Consider the following 20489-nt stretch of genomic DNA (forward strand, 5'->3'; position numbering starts at 1 on the left):
GGGACGGGAGCTTTAGTCAGCTTCTTCTTCAGAATCTTTTTCAGGGGTTTTCTCCGGACCTTGGGACACCGATACCATAGAGGGTCGAAGCAGTCTTCCGTTTAGAAGGTAACCCTTCTGTACCTCCGAGATTATAGTCCCGCTTTCGTAAGTTTCCGAGTGCTCCTTGTAAACGGCTTCGTGGTAGCTGGGGTCGAAAACAGTTCCCTCGCCCGAATCTATTCCAGTAACGCCGAAGTTTTCAAGACCCGCAAGAAATTGCGCGTGAACAATCCTTATTCCGTCAAGAAAAGCTACGAAGTCCGTTTTTTCGCCGTGTGATTCTTCAGAAAGTTCGATGGCTCTTTCAATATTATCTAGAACGAAAAGCAGTTCCTTTAGCCTGTGCGCGTTTCCGAAATCAAGTATTTCCTGCTTTTCCTTCGCAAGCCTTTTCTTATAGTTATCAAAATCCGCTGAAAGTCTCAGGTATTTCTCCCTCAGGGCTTCAAGCTCGGCGGAAGTATCCCCTTCGGTTTCCTCCTCCCCCGCTTCAGCGCCGGAGATTCCAGGCTCTTCTGAGTCTTCCGCACCGTTTTTCTTGTTCTCTTCAATGTCTGCTGCTGTGTTCTCACTCATTCCGTAATTTCTCCGTTAACCCTCTTTGTAACCATTTTCGCCGTGTAGTTCACAAGCGGGATGATTTTTGAATAGTTCATTCGCGTGGGACCAAACACACCTAAGCTCCCGTAGCTGTTTCCCTTGTAATAAGGTGCCGCCACGAGGCTGAAACCGCGGGGCATTCCTTTCTCTGAACCTATAAAGACCTTTGAGTGGCCATCTTTTACAACCGACTTCAGAAAATTGGAAAGAAGCTCCTGATCCTCAAGTATCTCTATTATGGTCCTATAGAGGCTGGAATCTCCGAAATTCAAAGATTCGATAACCGAAACCTTCCCCTCTATGAATATCCCCGCTTTTCTTTCCTTCTCGAAAAGCTCGCTGCTTATCCTGAGCACCTTTTCGAGGATTTCATTGTATTCGGTCGTGGTTCTCTTTATTCTCTCAAGCACTACTTTGCGCACCTGCTCAATCGTCAGGCCCAGAATAAGGCGATTAAGGTAGCCCCCTATCCTCTCGACCTGGGAATCCCTAATGGGTTTGGCAAGCCTGATGTAGGTTTTTTCCGTAAGCCCGCCCTCAAACACGAGAAAGATAAGACATTCCCTCTCCCCCATCTTAATAAGCTTCGTGGATTTAACTCTGAGAGTGTTCCTCTGGGGAAGCATCGCAAGACCCGCAAGCTTAGTGAAATCGGAAAGTATCGAACTTGCAGCACTTATCACGTGATCAAGCGTGCCGTCAATACCTTCATATTTGTTCTCAAGGAACTGCAGACCGAAGTCCGGCGAGTTTTCCACGTTGAGAATGTTCTCCACGTAATAATTTATTCCCTTCTCCGTGGGAAATCTGCCGGAAGAAACATGACTTTGGGTGAGAAAACCCGCTTCCATGAGCGAATTAAGCTCTTGGCGAACGGTGGCCGGGGACCATTTTATATTATATTTCGATATAAGAGTCGAAGAACCTATAGGACTCCCTGTCTCAATAAAGTGGTCCACTACAAAGCTCAGAAAAGCCTCATTTCTTGGAGAGATTGGCTGTGTCATATATTTCTGAAATATAATTTCCGCCTCCTATATTGTCAACGGAGTTATAAGTAAACTCTGCACCCTGCAAACTACCCATTGACAATGCTAAATTAACTAGTTCGTAATTACCGGAATACAACTCCGGTAGTTTACGTAAATTAAGGAACAATGCTCTTATTTCAAATTGAGGCAACCTTTGACGATACGTCGATTATAAATATAATTACCCCGAAATGGAAAAATTTGACCTCACAGTTATAGGATCCGGTCCCGGGGGATACATCTCGGCAATAAGGGCTGCGCAGATGGGGATGAAAGTTGCCGTCATCGAGCGAGACAAACCAGGTGGCGTATGCCTTAACTGGGGATGCATACCTTCAAAAGCAATTCTCAAGTGTGCAGAGATGTACTCGCACTTTCTTGACTCGAAACGTTACGGAATCACTCACAAGGGGTTATCCTTTGACTACTCAGAAGTAATAAAAAGCAGCAGGAAAGCCTCAACCTCTCTTAACAAAGGTGTGGAGGGACTTTTCAAGAAAAACAAGATCACCCTTATAAGCGGCACGGGAAGACTCACCTCAAAACATGGAATTTCCGTTATCGGAAAAGAATCACAGGATATAGAGAGTGAACGCATACTTCTCGCCACGGGATCTGTCCCTAGGACGCTTCCCGGCCTTAAGATTGACGGAAAAGTTGTGATGACAAGCGACGAAGCGATAATGCATCCAGAGGTTCCCCGCTCTGTCGTGATAATAGGCGGAGGATACATAGGAATGGAATTTGCCTATGTCTACAACTCTTTCGGCAGCAAGGTAACCATAGTGGAAATGGAAAAACAGGTCCTGCCGGGGGCTGACGAAGAAGTAGCGAAAGAGGCAAAGAAGATATTCACGAAGCAGGGAATGACTATCCTAAACGAGACTGTGTACAAATCCCTTAAGAAAACCTCGGGTTCCGCGACCGTGACAGTGGAGAGCACGGTTTCGGGTGAACAGAGCACTCTTAAGGCCGACATGGTGCTTGTGTCAGTTGGAAGAAAAGCCATAGCGAATGCGGCACCGACCTCTTTTGCCTTCTACGGCACGGGCGACAGCATGGGCCTTGAAGATGTGGGAGTAGAACTTGATGAAAGAGGATTTATAAAGACAGACGAGAACTACATGACCACCTGCGCCAATATCTACGCGATCGGGGACGTGATCGGAGGTCCCATGCTTGCGCATAAGGCTTCAGAGGAGGGAGTGGTTGCTGTTGAAAGAATGAACGGCCTTAACTCTAAAGTCCATTATGACTCAATTCCCGGATGCGTTTACTGTCAGCCGGAAGTTGCCATGATCGGCCTTACGGAAAAGCAGGCAAGAGACCAGGGATATGATGTGGATATAGGAAAATTTCCTTTCAGGGCTGCCGGAAAAGCGGTCGCCGTCGGAGAAACAGACGGTTTTGTAAAAATGATTTTCGACTCGAGGACAAAAGAACTTCTCGGAAGCCACATAATAGGCCACGGGGCAACCGAGATGATTGCGGAAATCGGAGTGGCGAAAACCTTAGAGACGACACCTTATGAAATAGCCACCACCCAGCACGCTCACCCCACACTCTCCGAAGCCGTAATGGAAGCAGCCCTTGACGCGCTTGGAAGAGTAAGGAACTTCTGAGGTACAAGACAGAACACTTGGCCACTGCTCCAATGAGCACCCTAGATATATACGAACTCGGGACTGTCCCCTACGAAAAGGCACTTGAATATCAAGAGAATCTTCTCGCCAAAAGAATCGCGGAAGAAATACAGGATTCCCTTATTCTGCTTGAACACCCGCCGACGATCACCACTGGAAGAAAGGGGAACACTGGGAACCTGCTTGTAAGAGAGGAGTATCTTAAAAAACACGGAATCTCCTTCGTACACGCATCGAGGGGCGGAGACATAACCTTTCACGGTCCGGGACAGATCGTGGGCTATCCCATACTGAACCTTAAAAATCACGGGATGGATATTCGCAAGCACCTAAGAATGATCGAAGAAATGATCATCCGGACGCTTCGTGATTTTGAGATTGAGGGCAGAAGAATAGACGGGGTGACCGGAGTCTGGGTAAAAAGAAGCAAGATAGCCTCCATAGGGATAGCCATCAGGAAATGGGTGACCTACCATGGGTTTGCCCTTAACGTCAGCACTAATCTCGATTATTTCGAGCTGATACTCTCGTGTGGAATAACGGATGTGAGAATAACGTCTATCGGAAGCTGGCTTGGAAACGAAGAGGAAGTTAAAATGGATGACGTCACACGCTCTGTCATAAAGAACTTCATGGGTGTCTTCGGTTTCGAAGACTTCATCCTGAGAGACGAAAAAGGTATAGGTTAGAAATTTTCAAAATCGGAATTCCCAGTTAAAAATGTCAGAAGAAAGAATTCAAAAGTTTAAGAAGTTACTTGAGAAAAATCCCGCAAACCCCCTTGTTCACTATAGTCTTGCAAATGAATACTTCAAGCTTAACCGCTACGAAGAAACCATAGAGACAATTAACACCTACCTCAAACTTAAAGACGATGAAGGGGCCGCTTATAGAATACTTGGCCATTGCTACACTGAACTTGAGATGCCATATCAAGCAAAGGATACCTATGAAAAGGGCATCCAGGCGGCATCAAGACATGGACATCCGGACATGGCTGAAGAGTTCCGCAATTACATAGAATCCTTGGACATCTAGGCACCTCAGTCCGCAAGCAGATTCCACTCAATCAGGATAGAACCGATAACTATAAAAGCGATTCCCGTAATCCTCATAGGTCCTGGGGCTTCTCCCAGAAAAAGATAGGCGTAGATGGCCGTAAACATGGGAAAGGTGGCCACTATCGCAACAATTTTTGAAGTATCGGCCATCTGAAGAGCCGTGAAATAGAGAAAAAGACCGATCAATCCCCCGATCAGTCCCGAAAGAAGTATCCAGAAAAGCGTCCGGCCGTCGACATCAATGACCTGAGCGAATTTACCCGTTGCCAGCACTAAACACACAAGACACAGTGAAGTAAAAATAAACCTTATAGTGATCACCGAAAGCGGGGAAGCATCCTTCAGACTCAGTTTTTCAAAGATCGGGTTAATACCGAATATCATAGCCACGAGAAAAGCAATCAAGGTAGCTTTCATCTTATTCTCCTTACGGTTTTTGGATTCCTCTATTATAACCTACACCATGCGTATTCAGCTTTATTCAGAGTTCGTAGGATCAATAACATCTACAAAAACTGTTAAAATTTAAGGAATTGATATACTTATTTACACTAATCCCTTGATGCTATAGTTGAAATCGTGTAGCAGATGTCCTATGGAAAAGTGGATATTAGGTTTAGGGTTTTTAGCGTTCTTCATAGTGTTAGCACTCGGCATAGAATCGAAAAACGAGAGGTTTATGCGCCTGTCCGTTTTTCTTTCGTTTGGCTACATTCTCTTTTTCTTTGTGGGGACGATCGTCTTGCTGACATACTTTATCTTCTTTCGGGGGTAAATGATGGAAAAGATAAAAAAGGCTTTGGAGTTGTTTTTGATGAGCAAGCTTGAAGACATCGAAGACTATGAAGAAGCCTACAGATCTTACAGGGAATTCATCGCTTCCGGAGAAAAATTAATTCCTTTTTCCGAAATAAAGAAGGAATATGACCTCTAGGCGTATGTGGGAAGTGAGGTTTACGGGTAAAGCCAATCACCACCATAGATGACTGCCACGAAGCCGGATTGGAATCCGCCAATCTTTCTTTCATGCAATGAGAAACTCGCGAAAAACAATTTGTGTAGTAGCTGACGACATCTTTTTCTCGTCAAAAATTGAGAACACGGCCAAAGACCTTGATATAGGTGTGATAAAAGTAAAAAGCTGCGAGGAACTTCTAGACAAAATCGAAGGAAAAACAGTTGACCTCGTAATTATTGATCTCGCCTCAAAGAGAATTGATGCCGAAGATATCTTCACCAAGCTTAAAAGCTTTCCAGAACATCAGGGAACTTTTTGCATAGGATATCTGCCACACGTAGAACGGGAGCTTGCCAGCAAATTCAGGGAAAAGGGGTGGATCTCGTCATTCCAAGATCGAAATTCTCTCGGGAAATGGGACAGATAATTGAAGAACATCTAGAGTCAAAGTGAAAACACAGATCTCCAGCCCTGAAAATATTCTTCTAGTTTAAGCGGTAGCGACTCGTACTCACGCAAAAATCCGCGGAAACTCATATCACGTCTGTAACCAAACCCCAATCATAACCTGGCTTGACAATGAAAAGGGGAATAATAATAATGTTTCCAAAGTTTTTTCCCCAACACCTTGGTAGCAACTTATGTCAGACGACCAATCCAAAATATGGTTTAACGGAAAAACAGTGCCTTGGGATGAGGCGAACGTGCACGTACTCACCCACACTCTTCACTACGGCCTAGGCGCCTTTGAAGGCATAAGAGCCTATAAATGCTCTAACGGAAAATCAGCCGTCTTAAAGCTTGCCGAACACATGGAAAGGCTTTATACCTCGGCGCACGTGGCCGGCATAGAGATTCCATATGAAATGCAGACCCTTTGCGACGCGGTGGTGGACCTTCTGCGTGAAAACGGACTTGATGAAGCTTACATTAGGCCAATAGCCTTCATCGGACCGGGGAAAAAAGGGATACTTCCCGGAGACAACGCCGTGAACGTGGCTATAGCTGTATGGCCCTGGGGAACATATCTGGGAGATGATGCTATTGCCAACGGAATCAGGGTAAAAATATCCTCCTACACGAGAATGCACGTTAACTCCTTTATGACCAAGGCCAAGATATGCGGGAATTACGTAAATTCAGTAATGGCCAGGCAAGAAGCCGCCGACCTCGGTTTTGATGAGGCAATATTGCTCGACTCAGAAGGTTACGTGGCCGAAGGAAGCGGGGAGAACATCTTCATCGTAAGAAACGGGATTCTCAAAACTCCCCCTCTAACCTCTATACTGGAGGGAATAACCAGAAAATGCGTTCTTGATCTCGCCGACGACGAAGGTCTTTCGGTAAAGGAGCAGCGTTTCACAAGAGACGAGCTATACATCGCTGATGAAGCTTTTTTCACAGGCACCGCCGCCGAAGTAACGCCTATAAAGGAAGTTGACGGTAAGAAAATAGGTTCCGGAAAACCTGGAGAAATAACAAAAAGACTCCAAGAAAGGTATTTCGCCGTGATAAAAGGAGAGGATGAGAAATTCAGGCACTGGCTTGATTACATCCCTTGAACCGGCCTCCCAGACTGAAACTATAGTTTGCTTGCCTCGTCCATGGCTATGAATCCAGGAATATTCTCAACGCGCTTAATCCAGGCACGGATTGCGGGATATCCGTCTAGAGCGAATCCGCCTTCCTCGGCAACATGAGTGTATGCGTAGAGCGCAATATCAGCAATTGAGAAACTCTCGGCGACCAGAAAGACATGAGAAGTCAGGCGCTTTTCCATAAGCGCCAGCGCGGCTTCACCGGGCACCTTTTTGGCTTCCAGCATAGCCAGCACGTCCTCTGTCAGCTCACGGTGCTGACGCAGAAAACGTGAGGTGGCGATATTTGGCTCATGGCTGTATTGCTCCCAGAATAACCACTGCAGAACCTGAGCTCGCCTAAAGGGCTCGGACGGCAAATAATCGGTTCCCTCGGCAAAGTGAAAAAGAATTGCGTTTGATTCCGAGAGCACGCGACCATCCTCAAACACCAAGGTCGGGATCTTTCCATTCGGGTTGATCGCCAGGAATTCTGGGGTTCGGGTCTCACCATTCAGGATGTCTAGATTGATTACTTGAAAAACCTTCCCAGTTAGCAGAAGGATCAACCGGACCTTGTAGCCATTGCCGGAAATCGGGTCATCGTAAAGTGTCAACATAGATATTCCTCAGTACATTCAGGATTGGGGAAGATATGCTAGCACAACAAATGGTTGGGCACAATAATAAGGGGAGACAAGATGCCTGATTACATCCCCTATATCGTCTTTTTCCTTCAAGAAAACGGTAACTGGCGAAGAACCTAATCTTTTAGAACTTATATATATAACTAGACAAAAGGAATTTGATTTGTGGCTGAGCTTACCGAAGGACTATTTCTTTCTTAATTTAAAGGTTGTGAGTTTGGAATAGCCACGCATCAATAGTTTCAGTTACCTGTTTAAGACCAACGACATTTAAACTAAAAATTATTGGAAGAAGATTGTTGCGAAGGTAAAGAATTTCTTGGACTCCTCCCTCTTTCCTTGCGATATTTTCGAGAATTTTCTCAGTGATAATCTTTCTGCTTTCAGGCAGAAGCAGTTCTTGATACAGTAGGTTTAAAAACTGCGCCGCAAGCATGACCACTTGCGTTAAGTCAACAGGCTCTTCGGCAAGAAACGAAAGTACTTGCGAGAAAGGCCATTTGTCTATCTTCCACTCCGCAATAATTCCAGCTTGTCTGATAATATTCGGGTTCAGTCTGGTGAAAAAATATCCATACCCGAAAAGTTTTGCGCTTGCATCAAAGAACACCTCTGGTTCAACTATGCTCAATTCAACACATTTTTCTATGACGACCTGTGTCCATACACGCGATACGCCGTATTTACTTTTAGCTAGCTTGGCTTGCACGAGATCGTCGGTCCAAAGCACCGCTCCCGGCATACGGGCCAACAAGACCGCTTCCGCTCCATAGCGACCAAATACCTGAAGCAGTTCATCTCTTTCTTCCGGTTCTAGTTCCGCAAGAGCTATGCAAGATTCGACCCTGCAGGTGGTCTCCAGGGTATCAACAAGATTACGCAGTTTCTCAACAAAGAACTTTTTTTCCTCACTGCTGCTTTCCGAAAGTGCGTGTCCAGTATCTGTTTTTAGCAGCGTTGCTGATTCCCAGCTCCCAAGTGGTGCTTTGTTTGCTATCATACGACGGAGTTCGTTCACGGTGTTTGTGGAAACCACAAAGTCAATTGACCAGTTTTTCAGGATGTCGAGTTCGTCAAGCAGAAGCAACGAAGAAATTGCACTCATGTCTAAAACGACTGTACTGCACGACCCGAGTGTTTCTGCTGCACTGTTATACTCTTCCCTAGAACCTTCACAACACTTCACTAGACCACTCGGAGATGTAGCCAGATTCAGAACTGCTTCGAACGCATTGCCGCCGAAATGTTCGCCGAAAACATGGAGCGGGAGCGGACCCTCTTTATATGCCTGTTCAAACTTGAGCATTTCTTCATGGAGCTTGTCTACAAGATCCAAGATCGTGCTAATGTCCAGCTCCGGTTCATCTGATCCAGTCTCCTTGGGCACCATCCTTATAAGCTGTACATCCGTCAATCCCGGAAATCTCACCTGCCTTTGCTCTATACAGTCCTGAAAACGATAGACATACTTGTTCTGGATTTTCTTGATTTCACCAATACGATCTTGGATGCCTTCGGCAAGGACGAAAGTGTCTCCCTCTTTTTTCCCCATCATAGCACTGCATATTTTGTTATCGGGTGAGAGTTCGCGTTCAGGGAACTGTGAACTTGAATCTGGAATATCTTTGACAACAATTTGGTGAGTGGTAGGGTTTCCCTGTTCAACGTAACATACAACGGCTCCAACTTCGACGCAGTCCGGATCTTCCAACTCCGGCTTCTTTTCATTGAGATATAGTGAAGCTCTTATGAACGCCATATGTGCATCAGGATCCTGAAAATTACGGCGAAGGACACGGTAGGCGTACTGGATTCCCAGCAGTTTTTGGTTTATCGCCTTTAGAACATGGACGACCATGAGAGCCGTTTGCGGACTTGCTTGATCGGCTTCCGGTATGCTTGAAGGATCATCATCTATCAGTTCGGGTCGGTCAAGTTCCACTCCTAGGAAGGAGCGCCTGAGACTGAGTTCCTTGTCCTCTGGACACCGCTTGATTTCCTTGTCAAGAATTTCTATCGCTTTCTCAATGTCGTATTCTATAAGGAAAGAGAACTCTGCTTCAAACAGAGTCTTGTTGACTACTCCTGCTTGGCGCAGTTCTTCGAAAATGCTGAGCATAATGTCATGTCTTTCCAAGCGATTTGCGCATTCCAAAAGATATTTTGTGTCGGAACCATACGTAGTTGGATCGGCAACCCGCTTCCAGAGCGGGAGAGCATCTGAAAAACGCTTCAGCTTGAAAAGCAGTAACGCGAGCCGCCGAATTTCAAATACCGTCGTCGCATCATTCGTGAGCGCAAGCGCGTCATCCGCACAATCTGAAGCTTTATCATTTTGTTCTTCCAGCAAATGGAGTTTTGCGGTAAGTGTCTTGAGATTGACATCCGATACACTTCCGGCAGGAATTTCATTCAGAAGTTTATAGCAGGCATCGAATTGTTTTTCCTTTGCAAACACCTGCAGTCCGAGTTCAATTGCATTTTCCCGAAAATCCTCCCGCAGTTTTGCCTTGCTTTTTGCTAACTGCGAGAACAGCTCTCCTGCGTCAGAATAATCGCCAGGGTCTCCGCGGTCTATGAGCATCATGCCAAAGATCATTTGACCTTGGTCCGACAATACCTCCAACGGTATGCGACGCATCAAGTCAATTGCTTCGTCAAGTTTTCCCTCAATACGGAGCGACCCGCTATAGGCTTCAATGACTAAAGTATTCTGAGGGGCAATTCTCTTTGCCTCTTCCAAATCCTCACGGGCCTCCACATTTTTTCTAAGAGCCGTTCTCACTCTTTGTCTGGTAAGCAGAGCTTCTGCTTCTCCCGAAACAAAATGATTTTCTTTGGCAAACGCAATCGCTTTGCATAGGGCGTCTTCGGCTTCCAAGAGTTTTTCCTCATCACAGAAAAGGTCTTTGGTTCCATATCGCTCAATGCTTCTTGAAATTTCCATCTGAAGGACGATTTGTCCCAGATACAACCAAGTTTCTGACGCGCGGCTCTCGGCGTCTACTGCGACTTTGATAAATTCCTCGGCTTTCTGCAAGTCACCACAGTTCAGTGCTCTACGAGTCAAAGGAACCGCTACCTCATCTTTTTCAAGCAAATCTTTGGGTATGGAATCTTTTAGTTGCTCAAGAGTTACCGAATCCGGCGCACTTTGAATAAAAATCAACAGCACACGTTCTGAGCGGGGAAATTCTTGCTTTAGTTCGCAGGCCAGTTCGTAAGCCCGTTCGCGCTGTCCAATCATAAGATAGCCTAGCGCTTCGTTGGTCCGGGCTACTTCGTCATCCGACTGGTACTCTTTTGCTTTCAGATACAAATCGGCTGACCCCTTAGGGTTGTCGGTCGATACTTCAACATCACCGAGAGATGTAAGCAATCTGAACTTCTGCCGCGCTGTGAGTCTGTCCCAACTCCTCCTCCTTATTCGCCGGAGCAGAAATCTCGCTATTTGATAATCGTGTTTTTCCAGAGAACTTCGTGCATCATCAATCTCGGCATCAAGTTCATTCTGATTGTCCCTACCGAGGCTTTGCACGAGAGATCGCTGTATCTTAAGAGACTCGTCAAGTTTCGAGTCAATTTTTTGGAAATAAGAGGCCGACGCTCCGTCTTCGTACCAATCACGGACATCCGTATGCTTGTCCAGAAGCTGCTCGATACGACTCCAACCAAAGATCTCTACTTTAAACAAATTTTTTTTCTTATGTTCACGATTTATCTTTACCAGAAAGTCCTGCACTTCACTGCCCACTTTATCCGTCGTCATGATTACGTACCGGTTAATGGGAAGTTTGAATTTCTTCGCTTTCTCGATTTCGGTTTCTACTTCGGTTGGAGTAATCCTTTTTCCTTCTTCTCGCAGTTTGCACTGCGCAGCACGTAGTAGATATTCCCCGCTTAAGTCAAGGATATCCACTCCTTTCTGGGCCTGTCCCCTGAGTGCGTACAGGTCTAATTCCGGGCATTCCCAATGAACTTTTAGCAGTTCTAAACAGAGAATTTCGAAATCTTCTGAGTTCTTCGGTTTTTTGTAACTCTTGCGCATGTTTTTCTGGTTGACGGTTAAGATAATTTAAATTAGCTAAACTCAGCCTTCATTTTGTCAACACCCGGTTTTTATCTTAACACCGCATAACGTTCTTCCTCTACTCTCTCCGCCTGCCCAAGCGCTTCTAGGCTTTCCAATAGCGGCTTCACACTCGTCACCCGTGCGCGTTTGAAGCAGCGGGCGATTTGTTCAGGGGTGGCTTCGCCCAATTCAGACAGTGCCTCGCGGACGGCAGCAATCTGATCGGGTAAGGCCTTGGGCCAAGGGAGCTTTTCCCCTTTGGCTTCTACACCTAGGTCCATCTCTATAGTCTTTCTTATCGCTGCTTGTTTGTCCTCGGGGGTTTGATATTCGGGGCGGAGCCAACGGATTTGACCCGCTGTTTCTTCCTCGGCACGTTCCTTGTTAAGGGCCACAAGGCGAATCAATATCTCTTCATCACTCAGGCTCGCGGACCAACCATAAGCCTCTGCCACGGCGACGTCGATCTGGTCGTGCAAATCTTTGAGTATGCTGACCAAACCCTGATCATATATTTCGCGGTCTTTACCCTTGATTGTCTCACCAGCGCGGAGCTTTTCTAGTACGTTGTACACTTGGTTTAGGGTTAGCTTAGGATATGTTTCCTGCTGGCGTTTGCGGTGGGTATCCAGCTTCTCCCCCAGTTCACAGAGATGAGCTTTTTGGGTTTCGGTTTGGTCGGGAAAGGGGAAGGGATCAAAACAGCGGGATTTGTTGTAACGGGGGACAGCCCCCAAGCGTCCTCCTGCCGCGAATGACCAAACCATATGTACCCTACTCGAAAGCACAGCAAGATGGTTTCCATCGGCAAGAGCTATGGCAATCAACATGTGATCGGGTCGCGTACCGACATCCAAATACTGGAACACTCGGTGCTTGGATGTCTCTATGGTCGCGACAAATCTTGGGAGTCCATGGAGAGCCGGTCGAATCTCGCTGCGAACCCGTCCAAATAGCCACCATTTTTCCCTAAACGCCTTTTCTTTCTTCACCGAGCGTTCGGGCCACACATTGTCAAACAGATACTGGTAAGCCTCTGGAAAGCGGTTCTTGACTTCATCCTCCGTCAGGTCACAGAAGTCCAGCACCCAATTGTCGCCGCGTATTTGGTTGAATTCTTGGCCCTTCACATATGGGCCGACGAATTTGTCAAGATCCTTCCTTACACCGTAGCCTAGCTTAGTCAGTTGCTCCTTTGAGACGACAAATCCTTGCCCGGCCAACATCATTCCGTTTGAAGAAAGGCCAGAATTTGCCAAGAGCGGGCGAGCACCAACAACATCAATGCCAATTTTTAGATCTGAAAAGATCTTTCCAATTTGGCGATTGAAGGTCACAACCTGCCCATCCATTGCGCTGTTCACCTTGCTCTCGGTAGCTATGGTCAGCAGCAGCCCAGTTCGGTTACCCGCTGCCGCTACTGTAATTGCAATTCGAACCGCCGCACTATGGAGTGTGTCCACCCAAGGGTGGTCTGGAATGGCGAAGAGGAGCGAGAGTGGCTTTTTTTGATCGTTCAGATGTGGCTCCAGCACGCGGCGGTTGAATGTCTGGCGTAAGCTGTTTGTGGTGATCAGGCCAAAGCGGCGCGTGCCAATACCCTTTTTAGGATTATAGGCACGGGTCATCAATGCCGCCTTTTCCCACCAAAACATCACAAAGTCGGCGCTTTTTGGCATCTTGGGATAGGCTTTCCAAAGTGCTTCAACATAACCGTCCCCCAAAGCATCCCTAAGGATTGATCCTTTTCCAATGAAGGGCGGGTTACCTACAATGAAATCGGCCTCCGGCCATTTTGTCGGCCGCGGATTCGTATAGCTATAGACCTGTTCACGATATGACGGATCAGGGACTTCTTTACCTGTTACTGGATGCGTGTAAGTCGTGATCTTGTCCCAAACTGTCACTGGCTGGCCGTTCTCGTCCAGAAGAGGTTTTCGTTCTTCCCATTCCAGCACGGCGTCGGCGTTCCGGATGTTCTTGAAGTCTCGCAGTACAGGTTCAGAGGGTGCGGCCTGCCCGTGGGTGCGGAAGTGCCATTGCAAATAGCCAATCCAGAGGACCAATTCGGCTACATTTGCGGCCCATGGGTTTAGCTCGATACCCTGAAACTGGTGCGGGTCTACGGTGATGAAGCTGATCTGCGTCTCGCCCAGTTCGGTAAGCAGTGCTATCACTTCCCCCTCAAGCCGTTTCATCATCTCCAATGCGACATAAAGGAAGTTGCCCGAACCGCAAGCAGGATCGAGCACACGAATTTCACAGAGCTTACGGCGGAAGTTACGAACCAAATCGCGAGCTTTTTCCTCTTTTCCATCGGCAGTTAGACGCTGCACAGCGGTCTGCACATCGCGCCAGTCTTCGCGAAGGGGCTCCATAATCGTCGGTGTGACCAACCGTTCGACATAAGCACGCGGAGTGTAATGGGCACCGAGCTTGCGGCGCTGACGCTTATCAAGTGCGCGCTCAAGGAGTGTGCCGAAGATGGCCGGTTCGACCTGTTTCCAGTCTGCCTCGGCAGCTTCAATCAGAAGGTTGAGTTGGAGTTCGTTGAGTGGCAACGCATCGGCATCCTTGAAGAGCCCACCGTTGAAGTGCATGAGGTCTTGCATTAGTACCTGAGAAAAGCCGCCGGTATTCATTACCTCCCAGAGGCCCTTGAGCATGGGTTCAGCGTATTCGGTATGGCCACGAAGTTTGACGAGAAGTTCGGTGAAGCTGTTTTTAGGAATCAACTCTACATCTTCGGCAAACATGGAAAATAGACAGCGCATGAGGAAGCGGGCAACAGTTTCGCTGTCGTGGTCTTGATCTTCGAAGCTTTTACCTAGTTCGGCCAGATGAACGGCAATGTCCCGCGTGACTTCGGCCGCTGTGAGTGCCGGGTCGAGGCTGAAAGGATCGGACCAGATGGTACGCAAAAGGTTGCGGGTTTCTTCGTTACGCAGGTCGTCGAGAAAGATTCGGTAGCTGTTGCCATCTGGAAACTGGTTGTAGCCCTGCCCCTGCCGCGAGAAATCAGCATAAAGTCTATCACATGTCCTATGTCCACGATCAAGAGGAAGGGCGGCCAGCCGTCTTCCTTGGATACCGCGCGGGCATAATTATCAGCTTGGTTGCGGGCCTTGAGCATGGTGCCGTCCCAGCCGGCAGTACCCCGCACCCCGTGGCCGGTGCGCTTTTGCTTGCGGTCAGGAATCCCCTTGGTCAGATCGCCCTGGCGATTTTTCTTTTGGTCTACGCCCTGCTTTGTCTCCAGCACGAAATGACCGCTGCGATAGACGTCGATGAAGCCAGTGCTAGGCTTGTGGGTGTGGGTAAAGGTAACGGGTCGTTCAAATCGATAATGGTCGTTTGCGTCATCGTCCGTTGCAGGGAATGGGCGATCCAGCCCAAGCATGTCGGTCAGCTCGATCACGAAAAGCTGGTAGTTGGCTTGCTCACTGCCACCGGATGGCTTCCAGCGTGCAATGAACTCGTTGATTTGTGTGTCAGTTGTCATTTAGAAGTCGATTTTTCTAAGCAGGAAATTGTGTTGTTAAAAAAGGTTTAGAACATACTGTTTATTGCCATTATAACGAAAGAAATGGAGAACGCTAATTAAAGAAAAGGGGATTATATACAAGGTGAGTATCCATGGACTGATAGAAGCCCCCTTTCCTTCTACTGAAGATGTCTTAAAAGGTCAAGGTATCTAATCGCCTACCTGTTCATCAGGTAGTTAACCATGGTTCTCACGCCGAATCCGCTCGCCCCGTACTGATACCAGTCAGAAGATTTCTCCACGTACGAGGGACCGGCTATATCTATATGGACCCACGGAACATCCGAAACGAAATTCTCAAGGAAAAGCGCCGCGGTTATCGCCCCGCCCCACCTGCTCCCGACATTCTTAACGTCTGCAACGCGACTTCTTATTTCCTCTCTTAGCTCCGCATCAAGAGGAAGTTCCCACATCTTCTCGCCGACATCGTCCGCGGAACCTAAAATCGATTTCACGAGATTCGCGTTATTACCCATAACCCCGGCGTTATGGAGGCCAAGTCCAACTATGCAGGCACCGGTAAGGGTTGCGAGATCCACTATCTCGGAAACTCCAAGGCGGACTGCGTAACTGAGTGCATCAGAAAGCGCCACCCTGCCCTCCGCGTCGGTGTTTATAATTTCTATTGTCTTTCCGTTAAGAGCTGTTACCACATCATCCGGTTTGTAGGCAGAAGCGCCGGTCATATTTTCGGTGGCCGGGACAATTCCGTGAACGTTAACGCTGGGAGTCAGTTCCCCGAGCGCTTTCATGGTCCCTAGTACTACCGCCGCACCCGCCATATCCATTTTCATCGTTCTCATACTGTCTGCGGGCTTAAGGCACAGACCTCCCGAATCAAAAGTTATACCCTTGCCCACGATAGCAACTTTTTTGCGGGATTTTACGGGAGGTGAGTAGGAAAGGTGTATGAACCTCGGGGGCTCACTACTTCCAAAGGAAACCGCTGAGAGTCCTCCCATTCCCATTTGCCTTATCTCATCCCTATCAAGGACCTTGCAGCTGATGTGTTCTGATCCTTCGGAAATCGAAAAAGCATGTTCTGCGAGAATCGAGGGGGTAAGGATATTCGGAGGATCGTTAACAAGATCCCTTGAAAAAGCTACGCTACTTGAAACAGCGCTGGCATATGCGGCCTCACCGCTGAAATAATTGGCCGAAATCTTCCTTGACGCTATGCACACTTTCTCTATCCGGTTTTTCCTTCTTCCTGAAGACTTAAACTTCCCGTATTCATAGGTGCCGCAAGCCATGCCCTCGAGAAAAATCTTAAGAAACTCCCTATCCACGTTGGAAAAATCAACGGAGACGGTGCGGGAATGCTGGCCGGTTCTTGCAACCGCAATATTTGCGGCGCGAAAAGCCTCAAGTGCCCCGAAATTTTCTTTTTTCCCAAGCCCAAGGAGAACGACTGTTTTCGTATTGAAATCGCCCGGGGTATCAACTACAACCGTTTTTCCGAAAGCGCCTTTAAAATCAGACGACTTCACTTTGTCTGAAAGGAATCCTCCGAGTTTACTATCGATTTTTCTAGCGGCAGCTGGAAGCCTCTGCCCCTCATAACAGAAAAAAACAACTGAATCCGACTCGACGTCGGCGATATTATCCTTTATCAGAAAAAACTCCATTTCTTCACCATTCAATCCAGATTTAAAAATACAGCCCAAATACAGATGTTTAACAAGAAGGTAATTCTACACTACCAACACCCGGTAAAACAAAAAGAATCTTTTAATATGGGGGTTTTTCAAATATGATTTAACCGTCTAATCCAACTAAAAAGAGAAAATCACCCATGATTCAAGAAGAAAGAATGACCCGTCATCTGATGGATATCATACAAATAGACAGTCCATCAAAAAAGGAAAAAGATGTAGCCCTAAGGCTTGAGGAAGAAATGAGGGACCTAGGCGCTGATTGTTTCTACGACGATGCAGGAGACAAGGTCGAGGGAAACATTGGCAACCTGATAGTAAAACTTCCCGGAACGAAAAAAGACGTCCCGCCGTTTTTTCTCTGCTCTCACATGGACACCGTAAGTCCCGGAGAGGGAATAAAACCAAGAGTGGAAGACGGTGTAATGAGAAGCGATGGTACAACGATACTAGGAAGCGACGATAAAAGCGGCGTATCCATAATAGTTGAAGTACTTCGAGCGCTCAAGGAAAACAACATTCCCCACGGGGATATAGAGGTCGCATTTACTATATGCGAGGAAATAGGTCTCCTCGGAGCAAAATTCCTTGACCCTTCAAGCTTTAAAAGCCCATACGGAATAGTTCTTGACAGCAGCACACCAGAGAGACTCGTCCTCAGGTGTCCGTGCTCGGATATAATGGATGTAAAAATACACGGCGTTGAAGCACATTCGGGGCTTTGCCCCGAGAACGGGATAAGCGCCCTAGAAATATTAAGCGATGCGATCTCGAGAATGAAACTCGGAAGAATAGACCACGAAACAACAGCAAACATAGGAAAGGTAAAGGGAGGATCCGCGATAAACATAGTTCCCGGTCTTGTTGAAGTGAAGGCCGAGGCTCGAAGCCACGATGAAGGGAAACTTGACGCGCAGATACGGCACATGCAAAAGTGCTTTCTGGAAGCGGCCCAAAGCAGGGAACTTTTCCTAGACGGGGAACGACTCGGCGCACGTGCGGAGGTCGAGATAGAACGCGTGTATCCCGTAATGAATGTTTCTCCGCAGGCAACCGTGACTAATCTTGTACTTGAAGCCGCTACGAACCTGGACCACAACATAGAACTCCATACAAGCGGCGGAGGATGCGACGCAAACTTCATAAACGAGAAGGGAATCGAATGCGTAAACCTTGGAACGGGAATGTACGAGCTTCATACTGTAAACGAATATCTTCTGATCGATGAATTCCGCAGGTCAGCGGAGATAGTCCTTGAAACCATAAAACTCCATTCGGAAAGCAACTGAGCGATGAAGGCTCTAATTCTGGTTGATCATGGAAGCACTGTAGAAGAAGCAAACGCCCTTCTCGAAGACGTAGCCGACAAGGCAAGAGCCTACCAAGACTCACCGTTTGATATGGTTGAGCACTGCCACATGGAACTCTGCGAACCGTCAATAAAAGAGGCTTTTCGCAAATGCGTCGCGGCCGGCGCGAGCGACATAACGGTCCACCCGTACTTTCTTGTACCGGGAAGACATTCAAAATCCGATATACCCAGGATGGTGGCGGAGGCAGCGCAAGATTTTCCACAAGTAAGCTACAGGGTAACAGAACCACTGGGGCTTCACGACAAGATAATAGAAGTCATATTTGAAAGATCTCTTGGATAATCCTCGTATAAGATCTGATGAAAAAATATTCGGCGCTGCTTTTTGATCTTTTTGACACACTTGTCATGTTCGAGCCGTCCCGTCTACCAAAGGTAACGCTTAATGGAGAAACCTGGAACTCCACCGCGCAGCACGTTTTCACACGAATGCGAAGCAGTCTCGGTGAAATGGAATTTACGGATTTCTACGAACCTTTTGTCGAAAGCCACAGAGAACTTCTGGAACTCAGGAAAAAGGATTTAAGAGAGTATCCAAACAGAAAGAGATTTGAGATATTCATGGAGAAAATAGATTTAGAAGGAGACGACGGCTTGCTTGAGAAGTTCGTATTCTCACACATGGAAGGCCTCTGCGGAGCCATGGTATACCCGGAGCATCATACGGAAGTTCTTCTGTATCTTAAAGAGAAAGGATACAGGCTTTCGGTCGTATCAAATTTCGATCACGCTCCTACGGCACGAGAGCTGCTTAGAAAATTCGAAATTGCAGGTTTCTTTGAACATATAGTGATATCAGAAGAAGTAGGCTGGAGAAAACCTCACAGGAAAATATTCGAATTTGCTCTTGCCAGTCTCGGCGAGAATCCATCAGACGTCATTTTCATAGGAGACAACCCTGAAGCTGACATAATGGGATCTTCAGGCTGCGGGATTGACTCTGTGTGGGTAAGAAGAAGAGAACAGTTCACCCGGGCAAAACCGAATTTCATCATAGAAGATCTGAAAGATCTGAAGGGAATAGTCTAGAAAGACACCGCTTAGATGAAAAGATTGGGAATTATAGCGATGGCTAGACGGTTGAGTATAACACAGCGATGATAAGGACTTACAAGTGTCGTGCCAAGCTAACAAGGTCTGGGCATGAGGCGTTATCCCGGGTATTCGGGATGTGCACCACGCTCTACAATGCCTGCCTTGAGGAGCGTATTGACTGCTACAGGAAGACGGGCGAATTCCGTTCATATTACAACCAGTGCAAAGCACTGACCGAAGTGAGGGCGGATGATCCTGAGTATGCCAATATCAGCGTTCAGGTGTTCCGTGGGGTTGTGGGTCGCATAGACAAGGCGTACAAGTCCTTTTTCCGCAGGGTGAAGACCAAAGAGAAAGCTGGTTTCCCTCGATTTAAGAGTTCCAGGCGTTGGCGAACAATAGAGATAAACGACCAGTGCTGGAAGGTATTGAAGCGTGAAGGGCAGAAGCTGGTTCTCAAGATAAAGGGACTTCCCCACATCGAAGTAAAGACCGAGCGGGAACTACCCCCAAACACATTGCTGAAAGCGATACGAATTACAAGAAAGCCCTCGCGGACGGAAGTCGCGTTATCGTATGAGCTACCGACTTCCGAGCTAAAACCAGTCGGAAATCCCGTTGGGATAGACATGGGGATATCTAAGCGTCTTACCTTGAGTAATGGGGAAACTGTGGAGAAGAGGGAGATGGATAGGCGGAGGTTAATACGGTTGCAGCGTTCCGTATCTCGCAAGAAAAAAGGAAGTAATAATAGAAAGAAAACGGTTTCGTTGCTTGCTAAGGAATGGCAGAGACTTACGGACAAAGAGAGGAACTATCTCCACAGGCTAACTTCGGAAATAGTAAGGATGTACGATTTTATAGCGGTAGAGAAGCTTGAAACGAAAAAGATGCTTGGCAACAGGCAGTTGGCAAAGAGCATATCTGAGCAAACTTGGGGGAAGTTCGCTGCGCTACTTAACGAGAAGGCTGAGAGTGCTGGCGTTACAGTAGTGGAAGTGGACCCCAAGGGAACTTCTCAGGAATGCTCAAGTTGCGGAGCAACAGTAGAGAAATCCCTGTCCGTCCGGACGCATAGGTGTAGTTGCGGATATGAAGCGGACAGGGATGTAAACGCAGCAATAAATATCCTTCATCGAGGCATCTCGATTGCGGGTGGGAAACTCAAGCAGTCCCGCATGGCCGGGAGGATGAGAGAGAAGCAAGACAGCGGTCTTGCTCGGCCAAGAACAGTAGAGGTAACTGTCTAGTT

At 47.3% G+C, this 20489-nt stretch carries 15 protein-coding genes and 1 pseudogene; 9 read left to right on the forward strand and 7 right to left on the reverse strand.

Features of this window, described 5'->3' with window-relative positions; all coding sequences use genetic code 11:
- Window positions 1-12 precede the first annotated feature (12 nt).
- Both grpE and hrcA read right to left on the reverse strand, forming a co-directional pair.
- The gene (gene grpE / locus F4Z13_02615; protein MXZ48139.1) at window positions 13-618 is read right to left on the reverse strand and encodes a nucleotide exchange factor GrpE; all 606 of its coding nucleotides are present in this window, start codon (window positions 616-618) and stop codon (window positions 13-15) included.
- Window positions 615-1649: a heat-inducible transcription repressor HrcA gene (gene hrcA, locus F4Z13_02620; protein ID MXZ48140.1), complete on the reverse strand. Its 1035-nt coding sequence runs from the start codon at window positions 1647-1649 to the stop codon at window positions 615-617. The genes grpE and hrcA overlap by 4 nt, the downstream gene beginning before the upstream one ends.
- A gap of 215 nt (window positions 1650-1864) precedes the next feature.
- Between hrcA and lpdA the strand changes: the two genes are divergently transcribed.
- Genes lpdA through F4Z13_02635 form a run of 3 tightly spaced genes read left to right on the forward strand, consistent with a single transcriptional unit; the run spans window position 1865 to window position 4354 of the window.
- Window positions 1865-3295, forward strand: a complete 1431-nt coding sequence (lpdA, locus tag F4Z13_02625; GenBank protein ID MXZ48141.1) for a dihydrolipoyl dehydrogenase — start codon at window positions 1865-1867, stop codon at window positions 3293-3295.
- A gap of 32 nt (window positions 3296-3327) precedes the next feature.
- The gene (gene lipB / locus F4Z13_02630; GenBank protein MXZ48142.1) at window positions 3328-4005 is read left to right on the forward strand and encodes a lipoyl(octanoyl) transferase LipB; all 678 of its coding nucleotides are present in this window, start codon (window positions 3328-3330) and stop codon (window positions 4003-4005) included.
- 31 nt (window positions 4006-4036) lie between these two features.
- A complete protein-coding gene (locus F4Z13_02635; GenBank protein ID MXZ48143.1) occupies window positions 4037-4354 on the forward strand; it encodes a tetratricopeptide repeat protein in 318 nt (105 codons plus the stop codon).
- 5 nt (window positions 4355-4359) lie between these two features.
- On the opposite strand, the gene F4Z13_02640 is transcribed toward F4Z13_02635, so the two are convergent.
- Window positions 4360-4794: an EamA family transporter gene (locus F4Z13_02640; GenBank protein MXZ48144.1), complete on the reverse strand. Its 435-nt coding sequence runs from the start codon at window positions 4792-4794 to the stop codon at window positions 4360-4362.
- A 614-nt stretch (window positions 4795-5408) separates the two neighbouring features.
- On the opposite strand from F4Z13_02640, the gene F4Z13_02645 reads away from it, so the two are divergent.
- Window positions 5409-5762 carry a response regulator gene (locus tag F4Z13_02645; GenBank protein ID MXZ48145.1) on the forward strand — a complete coding sequence of 118 codons (354 nt, stop codon included), beginning with the start codon at window positions 5409-5411 and terminating at the stop codon, window positions 5760-5762.
- A gap of 214 nt (window positions 5763-5976) precedes the next feature.
- Window positions 5977-6897, forward strand: a complete 921-nt coding sequence (locus F4Z13_02650) for a branched-chain amino acid transaminase (GenBank protein MXZ48146.1) — start codon at window positions 5977-5979, stop codon at window positions 6895-6897.
- 20 nt (window positions 6898-6917) lie between these two features.
- On the opposite strand, the gene F4Z13_02655 is transcribed toward F4Z13_02650, so the two are convergent.
- From F4Z13_02655 to F4Z13_02670, 4 genes and pseudogenes are all read right to left on the reverse strand, one after another.
- The gene (locus F4Z13_02655) at window positions 6918-7532 is read right to left on the reverse strand and encodes a glutathione S-transferase family protein (protein MXZ48147.1); all 615 of its coding nucleotides are present in this window, start codon (window positions 7530-7532) and stop codon (window positions 6918-6920) included.
- 229 nt (window positions 7533-7761) lie between these two features.
- Entirely contained in the window at window positions 7762-11607 is a 3846-nt protein-coding gene (locus F4Z13_02660; GenBank protein ID MXZ48148.1) for a hypothetical protein, read from the reverse strand.
- Window positions 11608-11678: 71 nt separating this feature from the next.
- Window positions 11679-15133 (reverse strand): annotated as a pseudogene (locus F4Z13_02665) (class I SAM-dependent DNA methyltransferase).
- Window positions 15134-15333: 200 nt separating this feature from the next.
- Window positions 15334-16803, reverse strand: coding sequence for a leucyl aminopeptidase (locus tag F4Z13_02670; GenBank protein MXZ48149.1), 1470 nt, complete (start codon window positions 16801-16803; stop codon window positions 15334-15336).
- Between the two features lie 167 nt (window positions 16804-16970).
- On the opposite strand from F4Z13_02670, the gene F4Z13_02675 reads away from it, so the two are divergent.
- The 4 genes from F4Z13_02675 to F4Z13_02690 all read left to right on the forward strand — a co-directional run bounded on the left by F4Z13_02675 (window position 16971) and on the right by F4Z13_02690 (window position 20487).
- Window positions 16971-18119, forward strand: coding sequence for a M20/M25/M40 family metallo-hydrolase (locus tag F4Z13_02675; GenBank protein MXZ48150.1), 1149 nt, complete (start codon window positions 16971-16973; stop codon window positions 18117-18119).
- A 3-nt stretch (window positions 18120-18122) separates the two neighbouring features.
- Window positions 18123-18485 (forward strand): cobalamin biosynthesis protein CbiX, encoded by a 363-nt coding sequence (locus tag F4Z13_02680; GenBank protein ID MXZ48151.1) that lies wholly within the window; start codon window positions 18123-18125, stop codon window positions 18483-18485.
- A 17-nt stretch (window positions 18486-18502) separates the two neighbouring features.
- Complete coding sequence (locus tag F4Z13_02685) at window positions 18503-19231, forward strand: HAD family hydrolase (GenBank protein ID MXZ48152.1); 729 nt, start codon at window positions 18503-18505, stop codon at window positions 19229-19231.
- Window positions 19232-19299: 68 nt separating this feature from the next.
- Window positions 19300-20487, forward strand: coding sequence for an IS200/IS605 family element transposase accessory protein TnpB (locus F4Z13_02690; protein MXZ48153.1), 1188 nt, complete (start codon window positions 19300-19302; stop codon window positions 20485-20487).
- Window positions 20488-20489 lie beyond the last annotated feature (2 nt).

It is taken from the genome of Candidatus Dadabacteria bacterium, assembly GCA_009837205.1.
Lineage (GTDB): Bacteria > Desulfobacterota_D > UBA1144 > Nemesobacterales > Nemesobacteraceae > Nemesobacter.